General features: G+C 36.0%; 15 protein-coding genes. 3 read left to right on the top strand and 12 right to left on the bottom strand.

From position 1 onward, the window contains the following. Position 1: 1 nt before the first annotated feature. The 3 genes from PXG98_RS09815 (at position 2) to PXG98_RS09825 (ending at position 6,842) form a co-directional block, all read left to right on the top strand. Entirely contained in the window at positions 2–3,166 is a 3,165-nt protein-coding gene (locus tag PXG98_RS09815) for an efflux RND transporter permease subunit (RefSeq protein WP_276390682.1), read from the top strand. A 1-nt stretch (position 3,167) separates the two neighbouring features. Continuing rightward, positions 3,168–4,625 (top strand): efflux transporter outer membrane subunit, encoded by a 1,458-nt coding sequence (locus tag PXG98_RS09820; RefSeq protein WP_276390683.1) that lies wholly within the window; start codon positions 3,168–3,170, stop codon positions 4,623–4,625. 216 nt (positions 4,626–4,841) lie between these two features. Then, positions 4,842–6,842: an alpha/beta fold hydrolase gene (locus tag PXG98_RS09825; protein WP_276390685.1), complete on the top strand. Its 2,001-nt coding sequence runs from the start codon at positions 4,842–4,844 to the stop codon at positions 6,840–6,842. A gap of 234 nt (positions 6,843–7,076) precedes the next feature. On the opposite strand, the gene PXG98_RS09830 is transcribed toward PXG98_RS09825, so the two are convergent. The 12 genes from PXG98_RS09830 to PXG98_RS09885 form a co-directional block, all read right to left on the bottom strand. After that, entirely contained in the window at positions 7,077–8,186 is a 1,110-nt protein-coding gene (locus PXG98_RS09830) for a hypothetical protein (RefSeq protein WP_276390686.1), read from the bottom strand. 236 nt (positions 8,187–8,422) lie between these two features. Next, positions 8,423–9,055, bottom strand: a complete 633-nt coding sequence (locus tag PXG98_RS09835) for a Pr6Pr family membrane protein (RefSeq protein WP_276390687.1) — start codon at positions 9,053–9,055, stop codon at positions 8,423–8,425. Positions 9,056–9,087: 32 nt separating this feature from the next. Next, complete coding sequence (locus PXG98_RS09840) at positions 9,088–10,092, bottom strand: alpha/beta hydrolase (protein ID WP_276390688.1); 1,005 nt, start codon at positions 10,090–10,092, stop codon at positions 9,088–9,090. Between the two features lie 472 nt (positions 10,093–10,564). Further along, positions 10,565–11,017: a carboxymuconolactone decarboxylase family protein gene (locus PXG98_RS09845; protein ID WP_276390690.1), complete on the bottom strand. Its 453-nt coding sequence runs from the start codon at positions 11,015–11,017 to the stop codon at positions 10,565–10,567. A 64-nt stretch (positions 11,018–11,081) separates the two neighbouring features. Next, positions 11,082–11,657 carry a Crp/Fnr family transcriptional regulator gene (locus PXG98_RS09850; RefSeq protein ID WP_276390692.1) on the bottom strand — a complete coding sequence of 192 codons (576 nt, stop codon included), beginning with the start codon at positions 11,655–11,657 and terminating at the stop codon, positions 11,082–11,084. A gap of 138 nt (positions 11,658–11,795) precedes the next feature. Beyond that, on the bottom strand, positions 11,796–12,974 hold the full coding sequence (locus tag PXG98_RS09855) for an alpha/beta hydrolase-fold protein (protein ID WP_276390693.1): 1,179 nt from the start codon (positions 12,972–12,974) through the stop codon (positions 11,796–11,798). Between the two features lie 330 nt (positions 12,975–13,304). Further along, a complete protein-coding gene (locus PXG98_RS09860; RefSeq protein ID WP_276390696.1) occupies positions 13,305–13,871 on the bottom strand; it encodes a class I SAM-dependent methyltransferase in 567 nt (188 codons plus the stop codon). Positions 13,872–13,992: 121 nt separating this feature from the next. Then, positions 13,993–14,793 carry a DUF6090 family protein gene (locus tag PXG98_RS09865; RefSeq protein ID WP_276390698.1) on the bottom strand — a complete coding sequence of 267 codons (801 nt, stop codon included), beginning with the start codon at positions 14,791–14,793 and terminating at the stop codon, positions 13,993–13,995. An 81-nt stretch (positions 14,794–14,874) separates the two neighbouring features. Continuing rightward, entirely contained in the window at positions 14,875–16,137 is a 1,263-nt protein-coding gene (locus PXG98_RS09870; RefSeq protein ID WP_276390699.1) for a hypothetical protein, read from the bottom strand. 391 nt (positions 16,138–16,528) lie between these two features. Next, complete coding sequence (locus tag PXG98_RS09875) at positions 16,529–18,877, bottom strand: arylsulfatase (protein ID WP_276390700.1); 2,349 nt, start codon at positions 18,875–18,877, stop codon at positions 16,529–16,531. 306 nt (positions 18,878–19,183) lie between these two features. Further along, positions 19,184–19,450, bottom strand: coding sequence for a hypothetical protein (locus tag PXG98_RS09880; RefSeq protein WP_276390702.1), 267 nt, complete (start codon positions 19,448–19,450; stop codon positions 19,184–19,186). Beyond that, entirely contained in the window at positions 19,407–20,189 is a 783-nt protein-coding gene (locus tag PXG98_RS09885) for a DUF6090 family protein (protein WP_276390704.1), read from the bottom strand. The genes PXG98_RS09880 and PXG98_RS09885 overlap by 44 nt, the downstream gene beginning before the upstream one ends. Positions 20,190–20,457 lie beyond the last annotated feature (268 nt).

Here is a 20,457-nt window from a genome sequence, read left to right on the forward strand (position 1 = left end):
TATGGCGGACAGTTCCGGAAATTTTTTTGTGCATCGGCCTATTGTGGCCATAGTTATAGCCATAGTCATCGTAATAGTAGGTAGCGTATCCCTTTTAGGACTTCCTATTGAACAGTATCCTAATCTTACACCACCAATTGTTCAGGTACGTGGCACGTATACAGGAGCAAATGCCATAAGTGTAGAAGAGTCTGTTGCCACACCATTGGAACAAGAAATAAATGGGGTTGATAATATGATCTACATGAAGTCGACCAACGCCAATGATGGAACTATGGTCATTGATATTTCCTTTGATGTTGGTACGGATCCGGATATGAATACGGTTTTGGCTCAAAACAGAGTCTCCGCAGCCTCAGCCAAATTACCACAAGAAGTTACAAAATTCGGTGTTTCCACTAAAAAGTCGTTGCCGAATATAATGATGGCCATGACCTTAACCTCTGACGGACGTTATGACCAGGAATTTTTGGGTAATTATGCCTTAATTAACATAAAAGATCAGTTATCGAGGATTAAAGGAATCGGGAGAGTAGATATAATGGGAACCTCCGATTATTCTATGAGAATTTGGGTAAAACCTGATTTACTTTCAAAAATGGGAATAACGGTTCCGGAAATTTTGAATGCCATTAACGAACAAAATGTGATTGTTCCCGGCGGGAAGTTTGGAGCAGAACCTGCACCTCCCGGCACAGAATTTACTTATACGGTGCGCTTACCCGAACGGTTTAATTCTGCAGAAGCATTTGAGGATATTGTGGTTAGAACAAATGAAGACGGGTCTCAGGTAAAAATTAGAGATATTGCTTCAGTAAATCTAGGGGTTGAAACTTATGCTATGATACCCAGGATGAACAAAGAAACATGTGCCATAATTTCCGTATACCAGGCCCCAGGATCAAATGCTGTAGAATTAGCTCAAAATTTAATTAGCGAAATGGACAATCTTTCGAAAAATTTTCCGGAAGGTATTAAATACGAAGTAGCTTTAGATTCTACATTACCCATAACTGCTGGTATAAAAGATATAGTGGTTACCCTTGTTATAGCCTTACTTCTTGTGGTTTTAGTTGTGTTTATCTTTATTCAGGATTGGCGTGCCACCCTTATTCCTACCTTAGCGATTCCTGTCTCCTTGATTGGAGCTTTTATATTTTTTCCAATTTTAGGATTTACTATAAATGTACTTTCCTTACTTGGACTGGTCCTTGCAATAGGAATCGTGGTAGATGATGCTATTGTTGTGGTTGAGGCAGTGCAGGTAAATATTGCCAAAGGTATGGGTTCAAAGGAAGCTACTTTAGACGCAATGCGAAAAGTTTCCGCACCGGTTATTGCTACCACCCTTGTACTGGTTGCCGTTTTTATCCCAGTGGCGGGAATGGCGGGAATTACTGGCTTACTATATCAACAATTTGCGATAACAATTGTAGTATCCGTTTTGGTATCTTCAGTCAACGCATTAACCTTAAGCCCTGCTCTTTCTTCCTTGTTGCTAAAAGAGCCTAAACCATATAAAGGCTTACTTGGAAAATTCTTTGGAAAATTCAACCAGGGAATGGATAAATCTACTGAGGCTTATATGAGTTTTACAAATATAGTAACACGAAAACTAAAGAGGGGAGTTGTGTTTATTGTCCTAATGACGATAGGAGCAGGAATATTTGGCAGTTTGGTCCCCGGCGGATTTATTCCGGAAGAGGATATGGGATATTTTTTTGTTAATATCCAGCTTCCCAATGCCGCATCTATTCAACGAACAGATGCCATTGCCAAGGCGGCTGAAGAAATAGTCTTAGACAATCCAGACATTGAATACCTAACTACGGTAGTTGGTTATAGTATCCTAGCAGGATCTGCCGTTCCGAATAACGGACTAATGTTCGTAACCTTAAGCGAATGGGGAGAAAGAGAGCGAACAGCCAGAGAAGTAATCGCAGAACTAAACAAAACATTTGCCCAGAAATTGGAAGGGGCCCAAATTTTTGCATTTGGACCACCCGCCTTACCCGGGCTCGGTAATGGTTCCGGATTTAGTCTTATGGTTCAAGACCGTGGTGGTAACACCGCGAATTATCTTGGTGAAAATACCATGAAGTTTATTCAAGCTGCAAACCAACGCCCGGAAGTGGGAGCTGCATTTACCACTTTTCAGGCAAACGTACCTCAGCGATATTTGGATATCGACAAAGAAAAAGCTTTAAAATTAGGGGTATCCCTAAATGATCTATATACTACGATCGGAGCGTTTATGGGTGGAGCCTATGTAAATAATTTCACCCGTTTTGGTCGTTTATATAAAACCTATATACAGGCAGAACCAGAGTACAGGGTAAATGAAGAGCAGATAAATAATTTCTTTGTGAAGAACAATCAGGGCAATATGGTCCCTCTAAGGACCATTGCAACCGTAAAACCAATTTCTGGTCCGGACTACACCACTCGATTTAATCTATATAGATCTGTAGAGGTAACTGGCAGTCCTGCACCCGGTTATACCTCTGCAGAAGTAATGACAGCTTTAGAAGAAGTAGGTGATGAAGTACTTCCTCCCGATATGACTTATGCCTGGAATGCCATGTCGTACCAAGAGAAACAAGCCTCGGGCTCCTTAATGATTATCCTTACTTTTTCCTTAGTATTTGTTTTCTTAATCCTAGCGGCCCAATATGAAAGTTGGTCTTTACCTTTCTCCATTTTAATGGGAACTCCATTCGCCATATTTGGTGCTTTAATTTTTCTTTGGATAGCCAGAATATTCAGTCCTACTTTTGAAAACAATATTTTTGCTCAGGTATCTTTTGTTATGCTTATAGGAATGGCGGCAAAGAATGCCATTTTGATTGTCGAATTTGCAAATGATGAATTTAAAAAAGGAGCAAGTCTTTATGAGGCGGCCTTAGAGGCTGCGAAGTCTAGATTTAGACCAATACTAATGACTGCTTTTTCATTTATTCTAGGTGTCTTCCCTTTGGTAATTGCATCCGGTTCTGGTGCTGAAGCGCGGAAAGTTATGGGGATGGCTCTATTAGGAGGAATGACTTTGGCCACTCTCTTAGGAGTGTTTTTCTATCCCATGTTATATATCCTTGTTGGCAAGATTTCGGGATACGAAAAAAAGAGAGAAAAAGCAGTAGCATTATTAAAAGAAACATCAAAATAAAATGAAAAAAATTCAAGGCTTAACATGGAAGACTTGTATTATCCTATTAGCGATAGGCAGTCTCATTTTATTTGATAGCTGCAAGGTAGGTCCAAGTTTTAAAACCCAACGTACAGAAATCGATTCTACAGCAGTTTATCGATATGATAGTATCCAATTAGCTATGACCGATTCTGTGCTAAACATAAGTTGGTGGGAGCTTTTTGACGATCCCGTATTAGCAGATTTAATCGAAATCGGGTTGGTAGAAAACAAAGATGCCCTAATCGCTTCTTCAAGAATAGAACAAGCCATGGCCCAATTAGGTTTCACAAAAGCCGATATGGGACCTAAGATAGAATACAATCTTGGTGCTCAAAGGGGCAATGTCATAGGAGGGGCCCCAACCCAAGGGTTTAGTGCTTCAAATTTGTTCACTGGATTTGGTTCCTTAAGCTGGGAATTAGACTTTTGGGGTAAATTTAGACGGGCAAATGAAGCAGCCAGAGCTGAACTTCTAGCCACTGAACATGGACAACGAACGGTCCAAATTGCGTTAATTTCGGCAATTGCATCTACATATTATGAACTACTAGATTTTAAATGGAGGGAATTTATCTCGAGAAAGACCTTAGATTTAAGACAAGCTTCCCTAGACATTATTCAAGCCCGCTATAATAGCGGAATTGTTGCCGAAATAGATTTAAATCAGGCACAAATTCAGAGAGCCATTGCAGCCTCAGCGGTGCCTAGATTTCAACGATCTGTGGCGCAAACGGAAAATGCGTTGGGAATTTTATTGGGCAGGAGTCCTGGCCCTATAACTACTGGAGCAGAATTAAATGATCAAAACCTTCCCCCAGATATTCCTGTTGGCCTTCCCTCGATGTTAATGGAAAGACGTCCGGATATTTTAGAAGCTGAAGCCCTTCTGCACGCACAAAACGCACGAATTGGAATCGCAGTGGCACAACGTTTTCCGTCTATAAGTCTTACAGGGCTTTTGGGTGTGGCGAGCAATGATATTTCGAATTTAACCGCTAATCCAGCCGCATTTGCTATTGGTGGCAGTTTGTTGGGACCATTATTCGAATTTGGAAAAAATAAGAAGCGAGTTGAAATTGAAAGAAAAATAACAGAACAATTCCTCTATGAATATGAACGAACCGTTATTGTCGCTTTCCAAGAAGTAGAAGATGCTTTAGTGGCTATTAGTACCCTAAAGGAAGAAAGACAGGCTAGGATGAACCATGTTCTTGCCGCGCAAAATGCACAATACTTATCTGGAGAACGATACGATAAAGGCGTAACCAGTTTTTTAGAATTAATAGAAAGTCAACGGCAGGCTTTTGAAGCGGAATTAAGCCTTTCTGAAACCACCCAAAAACTATTTAATTCCTATGTAAACCTATATAAAGCCCTTGGTGGGGGTTGGCTGTCTCAAGAGGAAATGAATGCTGCAATGAATGAGGATGAATAATCCTTTTTCTCTCACCTCCATTAGAAGTTTTTTAAAAAGGGTTTAGTCTGCCTAGTTAGGCAGTTTTACAATATACCTTCAAATTCTAAGCCAATTGTTTTTAGGTCTACTTGTCTTATCTAAGAAGCATAATTAAGTCCCATTTTTCGAACCCTAAGCCTAGTTTTTTCCATTAATTATTTTGTAACTTCTTACCATATTCTAAATCCATTCTCGATGATCAGGCCAATTTTGAAACTCCTATCCTATTTTATCTTTTTCTTATTTTTTTCCTCTACCATTTATGCACAAGGCAAAGAGAGGGAAATTATTTGGTCTGATTACCCTTATCCCATCTCAGAAGAATCCAAAGAGCGCCTACAATTTGGCCATATAGTTGTTCCTGAAACACGAAATTCTGAGAATCCTCGAAAACTTAAAATTGCCTTTTGTATAATAAAAGGGAACCATAAAAATGAATTAGATAATCCCATTATCTTTCTGCCCGGTGGCCCTGGTGGCGGTATGACTCAGGCGGCTGCCTATTATACTTCTCCAACAGACCAGTGGAAAGAACGACTTAAATTTACGGATATCGTTTTTTTCGACCCTCGTGGCTGTGGCAAATCCGAACCAGATCTTTGTCCAGCTATGGATAATCCTGAAATCCAATATATGGGGCTTATGGGGAAGACGGAGGAGGAAATAAACCAGGAGGTTGTGAGAATTCTCCAGCAATGTTCTGATTCGTTATCGAAAGAAAATGTAGATACAAATGCATATGGATCAGACGAGGTAGCACGGGATATAGAAGATCTTAGAATTAGTTTGGGTGTAAGACAATGGAATATTCAAGCAGCCTCTTACGGTACAAGATATGGACAGGGATTGATTAGAAATTTTCCGGAAACAGTTAGAAGCGCTCTTTTTAGTGGTTTAGTACCTACGGTAAGAAACTATAAAGACGACGCCCTAAGATCTTTCTCTAGCTCCTTTCAATTAATCCTAAAGGATTGTAAGGAAGATCCAAATTGTAATAGCAAATACCCAAATCTGGAAAACCAATTATTTGAGGGCTTGGAATATTACAATAAAAATCCATTGGTAATCGCCCCAGAGGAACAAAAACTAGTTAAAAGCAACAATATTATAATAAATGGCGAAGTAATTGCGCAGGGGATTTTTCAGTTATCCTACGGACCTGAAGGGATAGAAATAATCCCCAAAGTAATCCGGGCAGTAGCAGAGAAAAAAGATTGGGTAATTAAGAATTTTGTTAATTCCATTGGGGATATGTTCTCCGGTAATAGTGATATGTATTTGTTCATTAACGCTAATGACAATCCGGAATACGGTGAAAAGATGGATATGACTGGCTATGATAATTTCACAAAAAAACTAGCACCTTATTTCTATTCTCCTATACCCCTTTCGGAACGAGAACAGGCCCTATATTTAGATATAGAACAGGACAGCCTTCAGGAAATTCCCATTGCCTCAGATATCCCTGTTATTCTACAAACAGGTGTCTATGATCCAATAACGCCCCCCGGAAATACCTTTATTACGGCAGCATATCTTACAAATTCTATTACACTAAGCTTTCCTGGCCAGAGTCATTGGGCCAGACCTAATCCCTGTTTCAGTAAGTTAATTACCGAATTTTACAGAACTGGAAAAATCCCAGCAGACGCTGAGGCCTGTCTAGGGGAGGCTATACCCATTCAGTTTGTTACCAATATAGTATACAATAAAGGAATTGCTGAAATAGGCAGTAAACTGCTAATGGAGAAAGGAAATCAGATTTACATTCCACTAGGAATCAGCTTAGTCCTAGTACTCATTGGATTTGTTGGCATTCCATTCTATGGCCTTATTAATTGGTTAAAGCGCAGAAAGAAAAAAGAGTTGGCGAAGGAAAAGCAACCTTGGTTCATATGGTTAATGACTGCAATGATTGTAACTTTTGGCATCCTCTTTTATCTGGCCATAACAGGCAGTATAGATAGAAATCCTTATATCCTTGGCTTTGGTATACTATCGAACTGGAATTGGATTTTTTGGCTTGTGTATATAATCCTGGGATTCTTAGTATATACTTTCTTTAAAAGCAGGTCAGCACCCGAAAGAAACACAACTAAATTCAGTAAATCCCTAGCCTATATCAGTTGGGGTGGGAGCTTAATTTTTGTCTGTTTATTGTTTTATTGGAATCTTCTTTGGCCCTTATCAAGCTAATTCAAAGTACTGTCAATTCGGTTCAATTTTTACTTGCGCACAACCTTCTTGAAGATAGCTCGTAGCATGTAAACTAGCAATTAGTTTAGGATTAAGTATAAGCCAGGTTTTTAAATATTACTGTTTATCTTTTTTATAAGGAAATCGCTAAATTTTTAAATTTGACGATTTCCTAATACACCTCTACTTTTATCAAGCAACTAATTAGCTATATACGCTATTGATTACAGTGATTTAATTGGCATTCTGTTCTCGATTTTCCTGTGATTTTACAATCATTTCAATGGCGTATTTATTCTGTGGGTTCAAGGAAAGTGACTTTGAGTAGCTAATGATAGCATTATTCCATTCTTTGTTTACAAAATACGCTTCACCCAAACTGTCGTACAAATTCGCATTATTGGGCATTAACTCTAAACCATATTTAAAGACTTTGATTGCTCCTTTTGGGTTTTTGATTTGTGTTAGCCATTCGTAGCCCAACTCGTTAATAATATTATCAAAACCTTGATTTAAGAATTCTTGTTCAGTAATTACATTATCACCAAGTAATTCCTCTAAAAGCAAAGTAGGGTGTTCAGGATTATTATACTTCTTATAATGCTTAACCCCTTTAGAGTTTTCAGGAAATAGGTCAGCTATCATTACTCGGTGACCACCTTTTCGTAATTCCTTCTTTAAATCCAATTCAATATAGCTAGCAAAATCTTGAAATAAATGCACACGAATTGTAAGCTCTTTTAAATCATAGACTGTTGTATACTGGGTTGGTGCAATTCTAAATTGTGCAAAATTTGACATTGCCTCTGAACAATAGTCCAAAGTCTGTGTTTGTTTTGTGCTCTCTATAAAACTTTGTCCTTTCCTAAAATAGGGTAAACTAACATCATCTATTGATTGAATTTGTGAATAATAAAAGTTGGAAAAGGTTTTTTCGTTTTCGTCACCAACAAACATCTTATCTCCTTCAACAATAAGATATGTACCCGATTCATCTACAAACACAAGTTGTCCATTCTGCAAGGAACTTAGATTAATAGTGCTTAAATAGGACTGTACCTCTTCCACATTTATCTTTGTTTGCATTACCTTTTTCAAAGCTTCTTGTATAGGAACTTCTATCTTACCTTCTGAATTTTTTATTTCTAAATAAGGTTCCCAAAATCCGTCAAAAACTAATCCTTTTTCGTTAATTGCTCCTTGAGCAAAGTTGTTAAGTAATCCCATATACATTACACCAAAACTGTTTGCATCGCCTTTTTCAAACCAAAACTGACTATTTGGGCTAATATAATCTTCATTATTACCAACAATTGTTTTTCCGTTCTTAGTCAGTTTATACATACTGCACGCGAAACTTAACTTGGAGAAGAGTAAGGCCATTGTTAAGAAGATAGTCAGCAAACATTTCATTGATTTAATTTTTGATAATTTTTAATTTGACGATTTAATACACGTTAATTCTCGCTCTAGCAAAGGCTTTAGCAATTCCGCGAAAATTCAGAGATGGTAGAATCTACCGACTAAACTAAGGGACCGACGTACTCCTTTAAAAATAAACATAAATTAGTAAATAGCTGTTATACATTGTTGGCAACAGATTTTTTACTTACCATCTTTCCGATATAATAGAATACTAGTAATAAAACTATTATTAAGGATAATAAAAACAAAGAGTTTAGGACTACCTTTTGAAATCCCAACGTTTGTACATCCAAGAATGGATAAGGGTAGAAGTTCGAAAAGAAACCTCTTATTAAAACAAATGTTATATAACCTATTGGATAAAATACCCATTTCAAAAGGCTTTTTAGATCAACAATACTTTTCTTGGTTGAAAGAATCCACAGGACTAAAGTACCTACGGGAACAATTGTATGGTGTATTTCACTCAGGATCATTGATAGGCCTTTCGGATCCCAAATAGGCTTCAATGCAATGTGATATACTATTCCAACAACTAGTATAAAGGCTGTTAGTGCAGTTAGTGTCTCAGGTTTTTGCAGCCTAGGATTTAAATAAGGCCCCATATTTACTAACTGACCGGTACAATAGATAGTGACTAATAGATTGGTAAGTATTGTAAAATAACTGAAAAACTGCACTGCTGATTCTAATGGGGAATAGGTTGCTTCTACAATTCGGAGATATAATCTTACAATTAAAGTTAACCATCCAAGAGCTGTAAGTATTACAAGGATCGCTTTTCTCATTCTTTTCTAATTGTAGCTAAGGATCTCGGTTATTATTTTAAATGCTTATCTAAAAACGCTATTAACCTTTCTTGAAGAGATATACGTGTAGCATCATCTCCCAAAGACACAGAATTCCTTGGGTAAAAGTGTCCAAATCCTGGTATCCATATTAGGTTATAATCCGATTCTACCTCATGCATTCTTTTCGTCAGTACTCCGGCAAATTCTAACACAGCAGGCTCGTCAAATTGCGATATAACATGTAGCATTGGAGGAATTTCATTATTGCTTACTGCCTTATTTAAATTCAATCCAGTAACAACTGGCGATAAAGGAAATACAGCACTTACCGGAACATCTAATCCATAGGTAGCGTTTAATACCGTTGTTGCGCCGGCTGAATGCCCTCCAAGACCAATTTTTCCAGAATCAATATTGAATTGATCCTCAGTGTTCTTAACAAACTCTACAACTTTTTTTATATCCTCAGCTGCCGATATTAATGTTTTCCAAATCATTGTTTTTGCTTCTGCCGTCTCCAGTGCTTCTTTACCGTCATATGTTCTGGCTAGATTTGCTCGCTTAACAGCTGTTTCTGTTATCGCATCTTCCATATTTAATAACCATGACGCATCTAAAGCTGTTTCAGGTACTGGTAATTCATCAGACAATCTGTATTCTACAATAAAACAAACATATCCTAGCGGTGTTAGCGTTTGCGCATAATCTTCCATTCTAGAATGAAGGGCTCCATCTTCCGTATAGGGTGCTTGTCGTGGGCCGCCACGCTGAAATCCACCACCATGGACTAAAATTACTGCAGGGTATGGTGGTTTTTTTTGCAGGTCTTTGGTATAATCTTTATTTGCATTTGAGGGCAAGTATATATCTAATAATAAATCCCGCTCAACTATTTTTCCTTCTACCGTTACTTTTCCTTTTCCATATGGCACATCTGTTAGGGTTTCATAACCTAAATTAGGTTTTTCTTGACTAAAAGAAAAATTCATAAAAACTATGATAAAAATAAAGGTACACAGGTCTTTTTTATTCATGTTAAACTGTTTGTTATGGGTTTTTATATAATTAGTAAAGGGGAATCGGTTACGCTTTTTGAACAGAATACTAAGTTAATTACTTCCGAGGGATTTCCGATAAGGAAATTAAAAAGTAATTAATATTACAGTTTATTCTATAAGAATACCGATAACAACGAGCACTATTTCACCAATTGCATATTTAAAATACTTTATAGTATTACCTTCGGAAAGTAGTTGCTGTCTTATTTGTCTAACGAATGTTAGCATTAGTAGTGGTTGATTTTAATGAAGCTAGCATTCGGTATTAGAAGCATAGGGCAATAAATAAGCACCATCGTTTCGATTAAGAACTTAGTTCTTTATAATGGTTTACATGCTTTTTTACTTAATTGCCAAATTTTATATTTAGCGGACTTTATGAATATACAATGGCGTTTGAATTAACCCCATACGCCCTATGTTTTTAATACATTGTTGGCAATAGTATTTAATTACTTGCCTCGTAGTTTCCTGGAATAAACCGAAATGTTTTCATTAATCTAGTCCAAGTATTTATTTGAGAAATCGCTAAAGTCAGCATACAAATTTCTTCTTTTGAAAAGAAATTTAATAATGGATTATAAAATTTATCTGAAATGGGCTCACTAGGTAATTCTGTTAAAATATCTGTGAATTTAAGTACTGCTCTTTCTTGATCCGTAAAATAGGGGGTTTCTTCCCAAACACATAAAGATGACAATCTCAAGTCATTTTCGTTAGTTTTTTTTAATTCTTTATGATGCATATCAACGCAATATGCACACCCATTCTTTTGAGCTACTCTTAGTCTCATTATTTCAAGCAATTTAAAATCTAAGGTAGATTCATTAATGAAGCTTTCAGTTTTCAATAAAATGTCAAACATTCCATTGGGAATATCTTGATAGTTAATTCGTTCCATAATTCTGTTTTTAAATTATAGCACGAAGGTATATTCAGGCTTAACCATAAATCCTTAAGATATCTTAAGAACTGTGTTTTTTTCGAACTTCGCTTAAATACTCTGGTGTAATGTCAAGGTAAGATGCTATCATGTATTGAGGAACTCTTTGAGAAAAATCAGGTATCTGTTCAATCATGTCGTAATAACGTTCTCTGCTATTTTTTTTCATATAGATATCGCTTTTTCTTTGAATAGCAATTATCATATTAGCATAGATTTTTCGAAAGGCCTGCTCTAATTTAGGGATTTCTGCATATAAATATTCAAGTTCTTCTTTCGTAATTTGAAGAACTGTAGTTTCTTCTATCGCTTGAATAGAGTTTATAGAAAGTGTTTGATTTATAAAGCTGTCTAGATTAGAAATCCACCAGTTTTCTATTGCAAAAACACTAATGTTTTCATTTCCATTATCCTCTACTCTAAATTGGCGAACTAATCCTTTTAGAATAAAGAATTTGTATTTACAGATATTGTTTTGTTTTAATAAAAAATCCTTTTTCTTATATGTCTTAACAGAACATTTTTTATAGATTGTCTCTATTTCCAGCTTGTTAAAATTGGAATACCGAATTAAGTATTTTGCCAGTTGTTCCTTCATTTAATACGTAAAATTGCCAACAACGTCCAATTGTCATCTATAAGCTTAACATTCAGATACCTTTAAAAGTACCTCCTTACAATAGCCTTTGCAAATAGCTAAATTAACGTATGGGCGTTTGTGTTTGTTATCACTTGTTCATTCTTTATTTACTGAAAGTTCTGCTGCCTTCTTGAAGTATTTTTCCGATTCTGCCCTGTTGTTTAAGGACTTGTAGACATTCCCAATTCTCTTTAACAAATCACTTGAATCAGGAAACTCCACTAGCATGGTGTTATATATATCCAAAGCCTTTTCAAAATTCCTGTTTTTCTCATGATACTCTGCAATTTCAAAGCAGCGGTATTTCATGTCCCTAATAAAGTCATCATTTACTAGTTCATCTGCGAAGATATTAAAATGGTCGTAGTCATTTGCTTGAATAGCACTTCTAATGATGGTGTATTTAGACCAGTTAGACAACTCTGGTGAAAAGCCATATTTTCGACCTCTTTCTCTGGCATAGGCATAGGCATAATCCAAGCCACCGGCTCCAATGAACTTTTGAAGATTAGGTGCGTGAAGTTCATAATAATATTCAAAATACGACCTAATACCATGGTATAGCGTAGGAAAGCCCGTCGAGTGATGTTCTTCATTAGAGAATTTTGTAAAGGTCCAATCCAAGTCTTTGATTGCATTACTGGAAAGCACAGAATCAAGTTTATTTACAGCATGATTGATTTGAAATTCATCATGGCTCACTGAAAAGTACAACTTGGTGTTGAGACTTGAATAATCTGCCAATGAATCTGTTTCATCCCAAATTGGAATTGGACTGGCTAGCAGATAGCTATCAAAAGAAATAGTATCGTCGAGCATGATGTCGAAGGCAAGACCCGCTGCGTATTGCCATCCGAAAAGTAACTTTTCATCATTGGTATGATAACTATCCTCGATAAATGGGAGTACTTCTGAAGTAATAAATTCAATGAATTTATCTTCTTGAGCTCCAAAAAGATCATAACGTTCTGGAAAAGGAGTATTGATTCCCACAACAATAAATTCTGGTGTGAGCTTGAATTGTTTAAATGTTTTACTTAGACTGACCGCATGGTGGAAGAATAGTTGTCCATCAAGCAAATAAAGAACAGGGTAATTCGAACCTGAATCGGTGTAACTAGGAGGCAGAAAGATCTGTATTTGTCTTTGTTCTCCCAATATCTTAGAATGAACAACATGATTTATAATATCAACGTCTTCTTGCTGTGAGAATTGACCATTGACTGGAAAAGAAAGTAAACAGAATATACCAAATAGAATTGTAAAATGTTTCATGATAAAGAATGTGATCTTTTGATTTATCTTTTTGAAAAGACGAGAATAGCTTTAAAATTTGGACTTTTACATAACTAAGGAAATTTTAACAATTAATTCGCATTTCAAATAAGTTTTGTAGTGAGCCAAGTTATAAGGTTTGCCTATGCGCAGTACAGATTGAAAAACCGAAGCTTTCAATCTGCGGCAAACAGCAGCCAAAGCTGGGATTTCTGTTTTTAAATTTATTCAGTAAATATGTTTAAGAGGAGTTTTTCAGGATAGAAGCACCAACTATTGGACCATCTCTTCAGGCCACATTGCGTACAGGGTTTGTTGTGATTAGTGATTTCATTTTTCAACGACTATCATTCTGCAGTCCGTTACAGATTTATGTCCAGTGTCACTGTCTTCAAACGAGTATGTAAATTTCTTATCAGTCAATCTTGAAAGTTCTTTTTCATAGTCAAGTGCCTGATTTAAAATTTGAGCTTTGTCGCCAGTGTCCTGAATACATACCACTATGAGACAACCCTTTCTAATATCTGAAACTATTCTTTTGACCAGTCCAATTTCCTTTTCCCTATCTTTCTTTGCAAAATGAAACATACTATCTAAGAGAACTATATCGAACTCGTGATATCGGTCGAATGAATAGATATCTCCGACTTGTCCGTACAAATTCAGATTTTCGATTTCAACGATTTTGTTCATTTGTTCGATACCAACTTTTGAGTTGTCAATTCCTGTCACAGCATATCCAAGTCGAGCCAAAGCAATTGCATCTCTGCCTTGTCCACAACCTAGGTCAAGCACTTTTCCTTTTTTAGGATAATTCGAAATAAACTCAACCAATTCAGGATAAGGTTCACCAAATAAGTCTTTAGTTTGATAGTATTTGTCGTAGGTTCCTGTCATTTCGTTTTTTTACTTTAAGTACAACGAACGGCTATATGACGTACCAGCAAATTCGGGGAGTGTGTAGGCTCGCATTGAATTTCCCGTGGCCTGCCTCGCTGGCATGGACGAATAACTATTTTTAGCCTCTCGCTTTTTTTATTTCACGATCTAAAGTTTCAATTATTTTTTGCATTTTTTCCTTAAGTGATTGCCCTTCTAAATTGCAAACTTGAGAAAAAGTGAAAATAAATGTTACCAAGCCTTCAAGACGTGGATCTTTTAAAATGGATTGAACATCTATTTCTTTAGGACTTTTTCCCATGGTCAATGTTTGGTCGTTTTTCCCTTTATCCAAAAAGCCCATTCTAAGTTCTTGTGCCTTCCAAAAAACATGGTTCGCATTTCGCATTATTCCAACTTCTTTCATGTAAGGAATGATATCAGAAATATAATGGTCATGTTGGATTAATTCAGACTCCTTGTATGACCTAATATCTGAAGTCCAATGGGATAGTAATTGCTTTAGGGTGTCATTCCTTATCAATTTAATATTTCCAGAATTTATTATATCAATTTCAATTGGATCAAAAGTGGGGTCCATAAAAAAAGTCGCAAATATCATTGAAAGAGAATCTTCACTTATTAGTATTTCTTTTGAAGTAATTTCAAAAACATTAAGACTTTCTTCAATCAATTTACGTCTCATTTCAATCTTATTTTCCAATTGAAGTAAATTCGCTTTGTAATCGGATTTAAGTTGTTTAAGGATTACTTGCTCTTGCTCAATGTCCTTTTGTTTTCTATTATAATTATTGATTGCTAGAGCAATTAAAATACCGATAACAACGAGCACTATTTCCCCAATTGCATATTTAAAATACTTTATAGTATTACCTTCGGAAAGTAGTTGCTGTCTTATTTGTCTAAAGAATGTTAGCATTAGTAGTGGTTGGTTATAATGAAGCACAACGTTTGTGTGCAGTGCGTATCCCGCAGGTATGTACTTTATGCTGTGTTGGCATTAGTGTTTTACTCTTTGATAGTTTAAGGTATTTCCTCTCCCAAGATAAGATAGAGATAAATTCTTTTCATCCATGGAAATGATATACCAGCACAATTCACTCTTTAGTCCAGAGATATAATCATCTTCTTTAGATGCTGTGCCCTCACCATTTATACAATTGTTAGATAAAATATACGCTTCAATATCTTCAGCACCTGAATTGGTTTCTATTTTGAAACTACTTGTAAATTCAATAAAATTGTTTTCATCATTAGTGCTTTTCCACTGTCCTATAAGCAGACTTTTGCGTAGACCTTCTTTTACAAACCTTTCACTTGTTATCGGATTATAATGTCCCCCTCTTCCGTCATCAGAATAGGAAATGACAGTAGGGTTTTCAGATACTATTTTTAGCTCAAATTTCCCTGAGTTGTATTTTCCTTTAAGAACACCTGAACTTTCAGCTGCGGGAACAAAATAATCTTCATTACTGAATTTAATAGAATAGCCATTTTCATCTTCCCTTTTTATTTGAAAATATGCAGGATCAATAGGGCTAGATGAATTTTCTTTCTTCCAGTAACCTATAATACTGCCATCTGAAATATGCTTATCCTCTTTTTTGATACTAAATATTAAATTCTTGCCTTGAAACGCTCCTTTGTTATCAATAGTAAATTGATCCTCCTTCCAAATTTCCTCTTCTGATGGCTCTTGGTCATAGTTGGCTCTATACATTGTTCTGCTAATACTATCTTTTGAGATTTTTGATTCCAAATGTGTAAAGCCTTCAATATAATCCCCTTGTGTAATTAAAAGAAAATCAATCATACGCCCTTTTTTATCATAATTAACTAAGTACGATTCATACCAACTGTTTCTATCTTCAAAGCCAATAATAAAAGAGTAATAATCAGTTGAAAAATTAACTGATTCAGTAATCAGACAGTTTCGATTTAAATTAACTGTCGGTTTTATTTTAAATAAATCTAACGTATTGAAAAAAGACTGATTGATAGTTTTCTGTAATTTGACATGCCTATCAATTTCTAAATCAATCGTGTTTTCTTGTATATCTTTTTCTATTAAGAATTTTTCAGCATTGTTAAGCTCTCTGTTTTCAATCAAAAAAGGTTTTACCTCAAATGATACTTGTTTAGGTTCTTCAATTATATCATCAGTAACCTTAGAAGTTTCAAACTGTTTATTGCCTCCTTTTGAATCGTTGCAAGCGCTTAGCAGTAGTATTGAAAGGCCTATAAGTGGTATTATCTTATTCATTTATCTTTTCTATTGAAAGTTGATGTTAGTTCTCGTCATATTAATGCTAACGTGTTTGCGTATGATTAGTTGCATTGGCTGGAACTAAGTGAGCAAAGTAAAACGAACCAGAGGAAAACCCTACGGATTCTCCGAGTCCATACAGGCTTTGGCAATTCCGAGTGTAACGCTACGCAAGTTTGCACTTTGTGCTCGTACCTGAGGCATTCGAATCGGCCGAAACGAGCGAGGCGAACTGACACTTTTAATTGCGGTTATACAATGTTCGCAATAGTATTTCAAGGCTATTCCCTGTCGGCCCCAATAAAGCTATCAAAATGGACAGACATTAATTTTGCCGCTTCACCTCCTATGGCACTCTTACAAACTTGTGAACAGATTAAAAAATAAACTACTCTAATTCAATTACTACCTTATCTATTGTATCGGTAAATCTAAAAGGAGATGAATATTGTGATCTAATTACCGAACCTCCATTATCTACGCCTACATCAAATGGTTCTGAAAGTGAATATTTACCAAGGACAATATGATCAATTGTTCCACTGCCTACTGCATTACCGTCTACAAAAAGTTTAATATTAGCGGATGCATCCATTGGATTTTCACTCTTAACGGCCTCATACACTAGCTTAATCTCATGTTTTCCGGCAGATAGAGGTGAATTTGCCTTAACTTCATAATACTTTTCGTCATAGAAATTATAGCCATAAGTAAGAATATTATTCTTTACATATAAGCTATATCCAGCAAAATAACCCCCACTGCAGTTAATCACTCCATTGGTAGAACCATCAGTTTCAATAAATGCAGTAATTGAGTGATTGCGATTTTTTAATGGAGGACTTGCAGACTCTGCAATAAACTCTGCCCCTGGGCTATAATAAGTGTATACTGTTTCGGAAGGTGGATGAATTCTATCCGTAACATTCTTTAATCGATTAGTAACATTGTCATACAGTGGATAAACATTATACTTCCATGCTAACTCATCAAACTTTTGTTTAAGCTCTTCTATTTTTTCAGGATTACTATTTGCTAAATTATTTACTTCGGTAGGATCATTTGTAATATCATATAACTCCCATTCATCTTCTTCAAAATTAAATGTACCACCAAGATTCCATGGCAATCTTCCGCCGTGAAGAGAAACTGCTTTCCATCCATTATCATAGATTGCTCTACTGCCTAATTGCTCATAATATTGAACAGGATGATTAGTTGGTGCATCAGCATCATTAAATGAATACTGAAAGCTAACACCGTCAAAAGGCATCTGCTCTACACCATCAATCTCGTTCTGAAATCCAACACCAGTAACATCCATTATTGTTGGAACGACATCGGTAATATGTTGATACTGCTTTCTTAATTCTCCCTTCGCCTTAATACCATTTGGCCAGTGAACAACTAATGGGTCAGCTATGCCCCCATTGTGTACAGTTTGCTTAAAATACTTAAATGGCGTATTCCCCGCCGCCGCCCAGCCTGCATGATAATGATTATCTGTCTCAGCAGTTCCCCAAAGCTCATAAAAACGTAAATTCTCTTCGTGAGGAGTTCTACCTATACCATTTAAAACTAACATTTCATTATGAGATCCTTCCAATCCACCTTCACCACTACTGCCATTGTCAGATGTAACGATAATAATTGTATTCTCTAGCTCTCCTATTCGTTCAAGAGCATTTATTACTCGACCTATTTCATGATCTGCTTGTGTGAGTGCCGCTGCTGCTGCTTCCATTTGCCTGGCATACATTTTCTTTTTTTCTTCTGGAACATCCACCCAAGCTTGAATATCATCTGGTAACTCTGCGAGTTGAGTTCCAGATTCGTGAATACCTAAGGATATTTGATTTTCCAAAATCTGTCGTCTTACTTCATCCCATCCCATATCAAATTTGCCTTTATACATATCTAAATACTCTTGTGAGGCATGATGTGGAGCATGTAATGTTGGCGTAGCATAAAACATCATAAATGGCCTGTCTGGGGAAACAGATTTGTGAGCGGTAAGCCAATAAATGGCTCTATTAGCCAAATCTGTATTTATGTGGTAGTCTTCTTTTCCTTTGGATGGATTTGAAGGCCAGTGATCGTTATACATAATAGGTTTAAAATTGTGAACATCTGCAGACATAAACCCATAAAAATGATCAAAACCTTCTTCGTTTGCCCAGCCATTAAATGGGCCTGTACTATTAACCTCCCAAAGAGGTGTATGATCCCACTTACCTAGTGCATAAGTGCTGAATCCATTTTCCTGTAGCATCTTAGCACCACTTGCCGCAGACTCTGGTATCATACCATTATAGCCAGGAAAGCCCATTGCTGTAAGTGCATGACTACCCAGCCCAATGGAATGATGATTTCTACCAGCCATTATGCTTGCTCTTGACGGGGAACAAAGGGCGGTTGTGTGAAAGTTGGTATAGTTTAAGCCATTGGCAGCTAAACGATCAATGTTAGGAGTTTCAATTAGTCCTCCGTTTGCACCGATTTGAGCAAATCCTACGTCATCAAGCAAGATAACCATAACGTTCGGTGCTTCATCAGGTGCTTGCACTCGCTCCGGCCAATCTTCTACGGATTCTTCATAAGTTTTGGCAATTTTACCCTTAAACCCGCCAAGTCTCGGGTCTTCTTCAGTGGTATTCCTATCACTTTTTTGGTTACAACCAAAATTTAGAAGGACTATTCCTGTAAGGAATATCAGCTTCAGGTCTATCTTTTGCATATTTAGATTGATTTAGATGTTATTATTTGTTCACAATGTTCTAGTGTATGGCTCGTTATGGAAAATGTCCATCGGAATTTTCACCGTTAGTGAAAGATAGTAAATTGTAATGGATTCCGATAAGTAATTCAGCCGCAATGGGCTATGCAGGTTGTTGCGCTTAGTTTTTATTTTCTAAATCATCACTGTTTTTTAAGTGTCTTTTCCTTAGATTTTCTGCGTATTCAATAAATGAACCGTCAAAAAATTGTTTATTCGGACTACTTAATAATGTTCCAAAACCGGGAGATGGTATCATGCCATGAACTAATGATTTTCTAGATTCCCAATTTTTTTACTTAACATTTTGTTTTCGTTCTGTAAAAAGAGATTCTCAAGGTGCCGTATTTCAGCAGCAAATAAGTGAAAACCATGATTGTATTCTTCTTCCGTCAAGGAATCTGGATTCCCTGAGAAAGTTGAAATTATTCTTGATGATTCTTTAGAAGAACCTAAACTTAGAAGTATATCAATATCTAAGGCAGCAATCTCATAAAAAGTTGAGTTGTATATCAATTTTTCGGATAAGCTCATTCGCCCATTTTTCCTTACTTTCAAGTCCTTTTATGCCTATTTTTAACCTAATGGACAGTTGGTTCAAATAGTTTTCGAGACTTATGTCATCCCTAATATCTTGTGGTTGTAAAATAGGTCGGTTATCATTGTTGTACCTAGTAAGAGCATACTGACCCCCTTGTCCGTCAAGGGCCATTACATTTTTAGAAAATATGTTATAATTATTTATAAGATTATTTTCATTATAAACGTTGATAAACCTTTTAGTTTCAGTGACGTGTTGTTCAAGTCCTATGTTATTGAAATAATTTGATAAATCTTTGGTCAAACTATCATTTGTAATATTATTCCAATAGCCCGTACTTGTAGCTATATCAAATGAAGTTCTGTTAGAACTTGGTAATATAAAATAAACTATTAATTGAAAATCATTTATGAATTGATGAGTGTCTTCAAGGGGTTTTGAAGTATCAATTATATAATCCAGAAGCCTTAGTGCAGACGTATTTTGAGAAGTTTTAAATTCTTTTACGTTTCTAAATTCTTGAATATCACTTTCTAAATCTCTTTTTATATTTTCTAAAAGAGTTTTTTCTATTTGACGGTCTTTTTTTTCTATTTGCCAAGTATTAATCTGTAAAGCAATCAAAATTCCAATTACCACCAATACAATTTCACCAAGCGCATAAATCAGATATTTCCTGAAATTGTTTTCAGAGAGTAGTTTTTGTCGGATTTTACGAAAGAATTTTATCATTGATTAGTAGTTGTTCAAAATGAAGTAGAATAATATAGGTTAAAATTAGTTACATCTGTTAGTATCTTCCTTTAAAAGTCCTCCTGCAAGCAGTTATAACCCAAGTTGGAAATTCCATAGGTATTTCCAAAGTAGGCGAGAAAGAGAAATGAATTATAGCCATTGTTGTATTTAGTTGTTTTTCTAATCCAGTATATTTTATAGGGTAATTATAAAGTGTTAAGGATTCATCAATCACAAAGATGAAAATTCATAAAACGGGACAACG

Origin of the sequence: Eudoraea chungangensis, from assembly GCF_029360665.1 — a bacterium.
Taxonomy (GTDB): Bacteria; Bacteroidota; Bacteroidia; order Flavobacteriales; family Flavobacteriaceae; genus Eudoraea; species Eudoraea chungangensis.

Coding starts and splice junctions, on each gene's coding strand:
- PXG98_RS09835 (WP_276390687.1), bottom strand. CDS start 9,055: ATGAGAAAAGCGATCCTTGTAATACTTACAGCTCTTGGATGGTTAACT.
- PXG98_RS09870 (WP_276390699.1), bottom strand. CDS start 16,137: ATGAATAAGATAATACCACTTATAGGCCTTTCAATACTACTGCTAAGC.
- PXG98_RS09840 (WP_276390688.1), bottom strand. CDS start 10,092: ATGAATAAAAAAGACCTGTGTACCTTTATTTTTATCATAGTTTTTATG.
- PXG98_RS09820 (WP_276390683.1), top strand. CDS start 3,168: ATGAAAAAAATTCAAGGCTTAACATGGAAGACTTGTATTATCCTATTA.
- PXG98_RS09855 (WP_276390693.1), bottom strand. CDS start 12,974: ATGAAACATTTTACAATTCTATTTGGTATATTCTGTTTACTTTCTTTT.
- PXG98_RS09825 (WP_276390685.1), top strand. CDS start 4,842: ATGATCAGGCCAATTTTGAAACTCCTATCCTATTTTATCTTTTTCTTA.
- PXG98_RS09885 (WP_276390704.1), bottom strand. CDS start 20,189: ATGATAAAATTCTTTCGTAAAATCCGACAAAAACTACTCTCTGAAAAC.
- PXG98_RS09845 (WP_276390690.1), bottom strand. CDS start 11,017: ATGGAACGAATTAACTATCAAGATATTCCCAATGGAATGTTTGACATT.
- PXG98_RS09830 (WP_276390686.1), bottom strand. CDS start 8,186: ATGTATAAACTGACTAAGAACGGAAAAACAATTGTTGGTAATAATGAA.
- PXG98_RS09815 (WP_276390682.1), top strand. CDS start 2: ATGGCGGACAGTTCCGGAAATTTTTTTGTGCATCGGCCTATTGTGGCC.
- PXG98_RS09850 (WP_276390692.1), bottom strand. CDS start 11,657: ATGAAGGAACAACTGGCAAAATACTTAATTCGGTATTCCAATTTTAAC.
- PXG98_RS09860 (WP_276390696.1), bottom strand. CDS start 13,871: ATGACAGGAACCTACGACAAATACTATCAAACTAAAGACTTATTTGGT.
- PXG98_RS09880 (WP_276390702.1), bottom strand. CDS start 19,450: ATGAGCTTATCCGAAAAATTGATATACAACTCAACTTTTTATGAGATT.
- PXG98_RS09865 (WP_276390698.1), bottom strand. CDS start 14,793: ATGCTAACATTCTTTAGACAAATAAGACAGCAACTACTTTCCGAAGGT.
- PXG98_RS09875 (WP_276390700.1), bottom strand. CDS start 18,877: ATGCAAAAGATAGACCTGAAGCTGATATTCCTTACAGGAATAGTCCTT.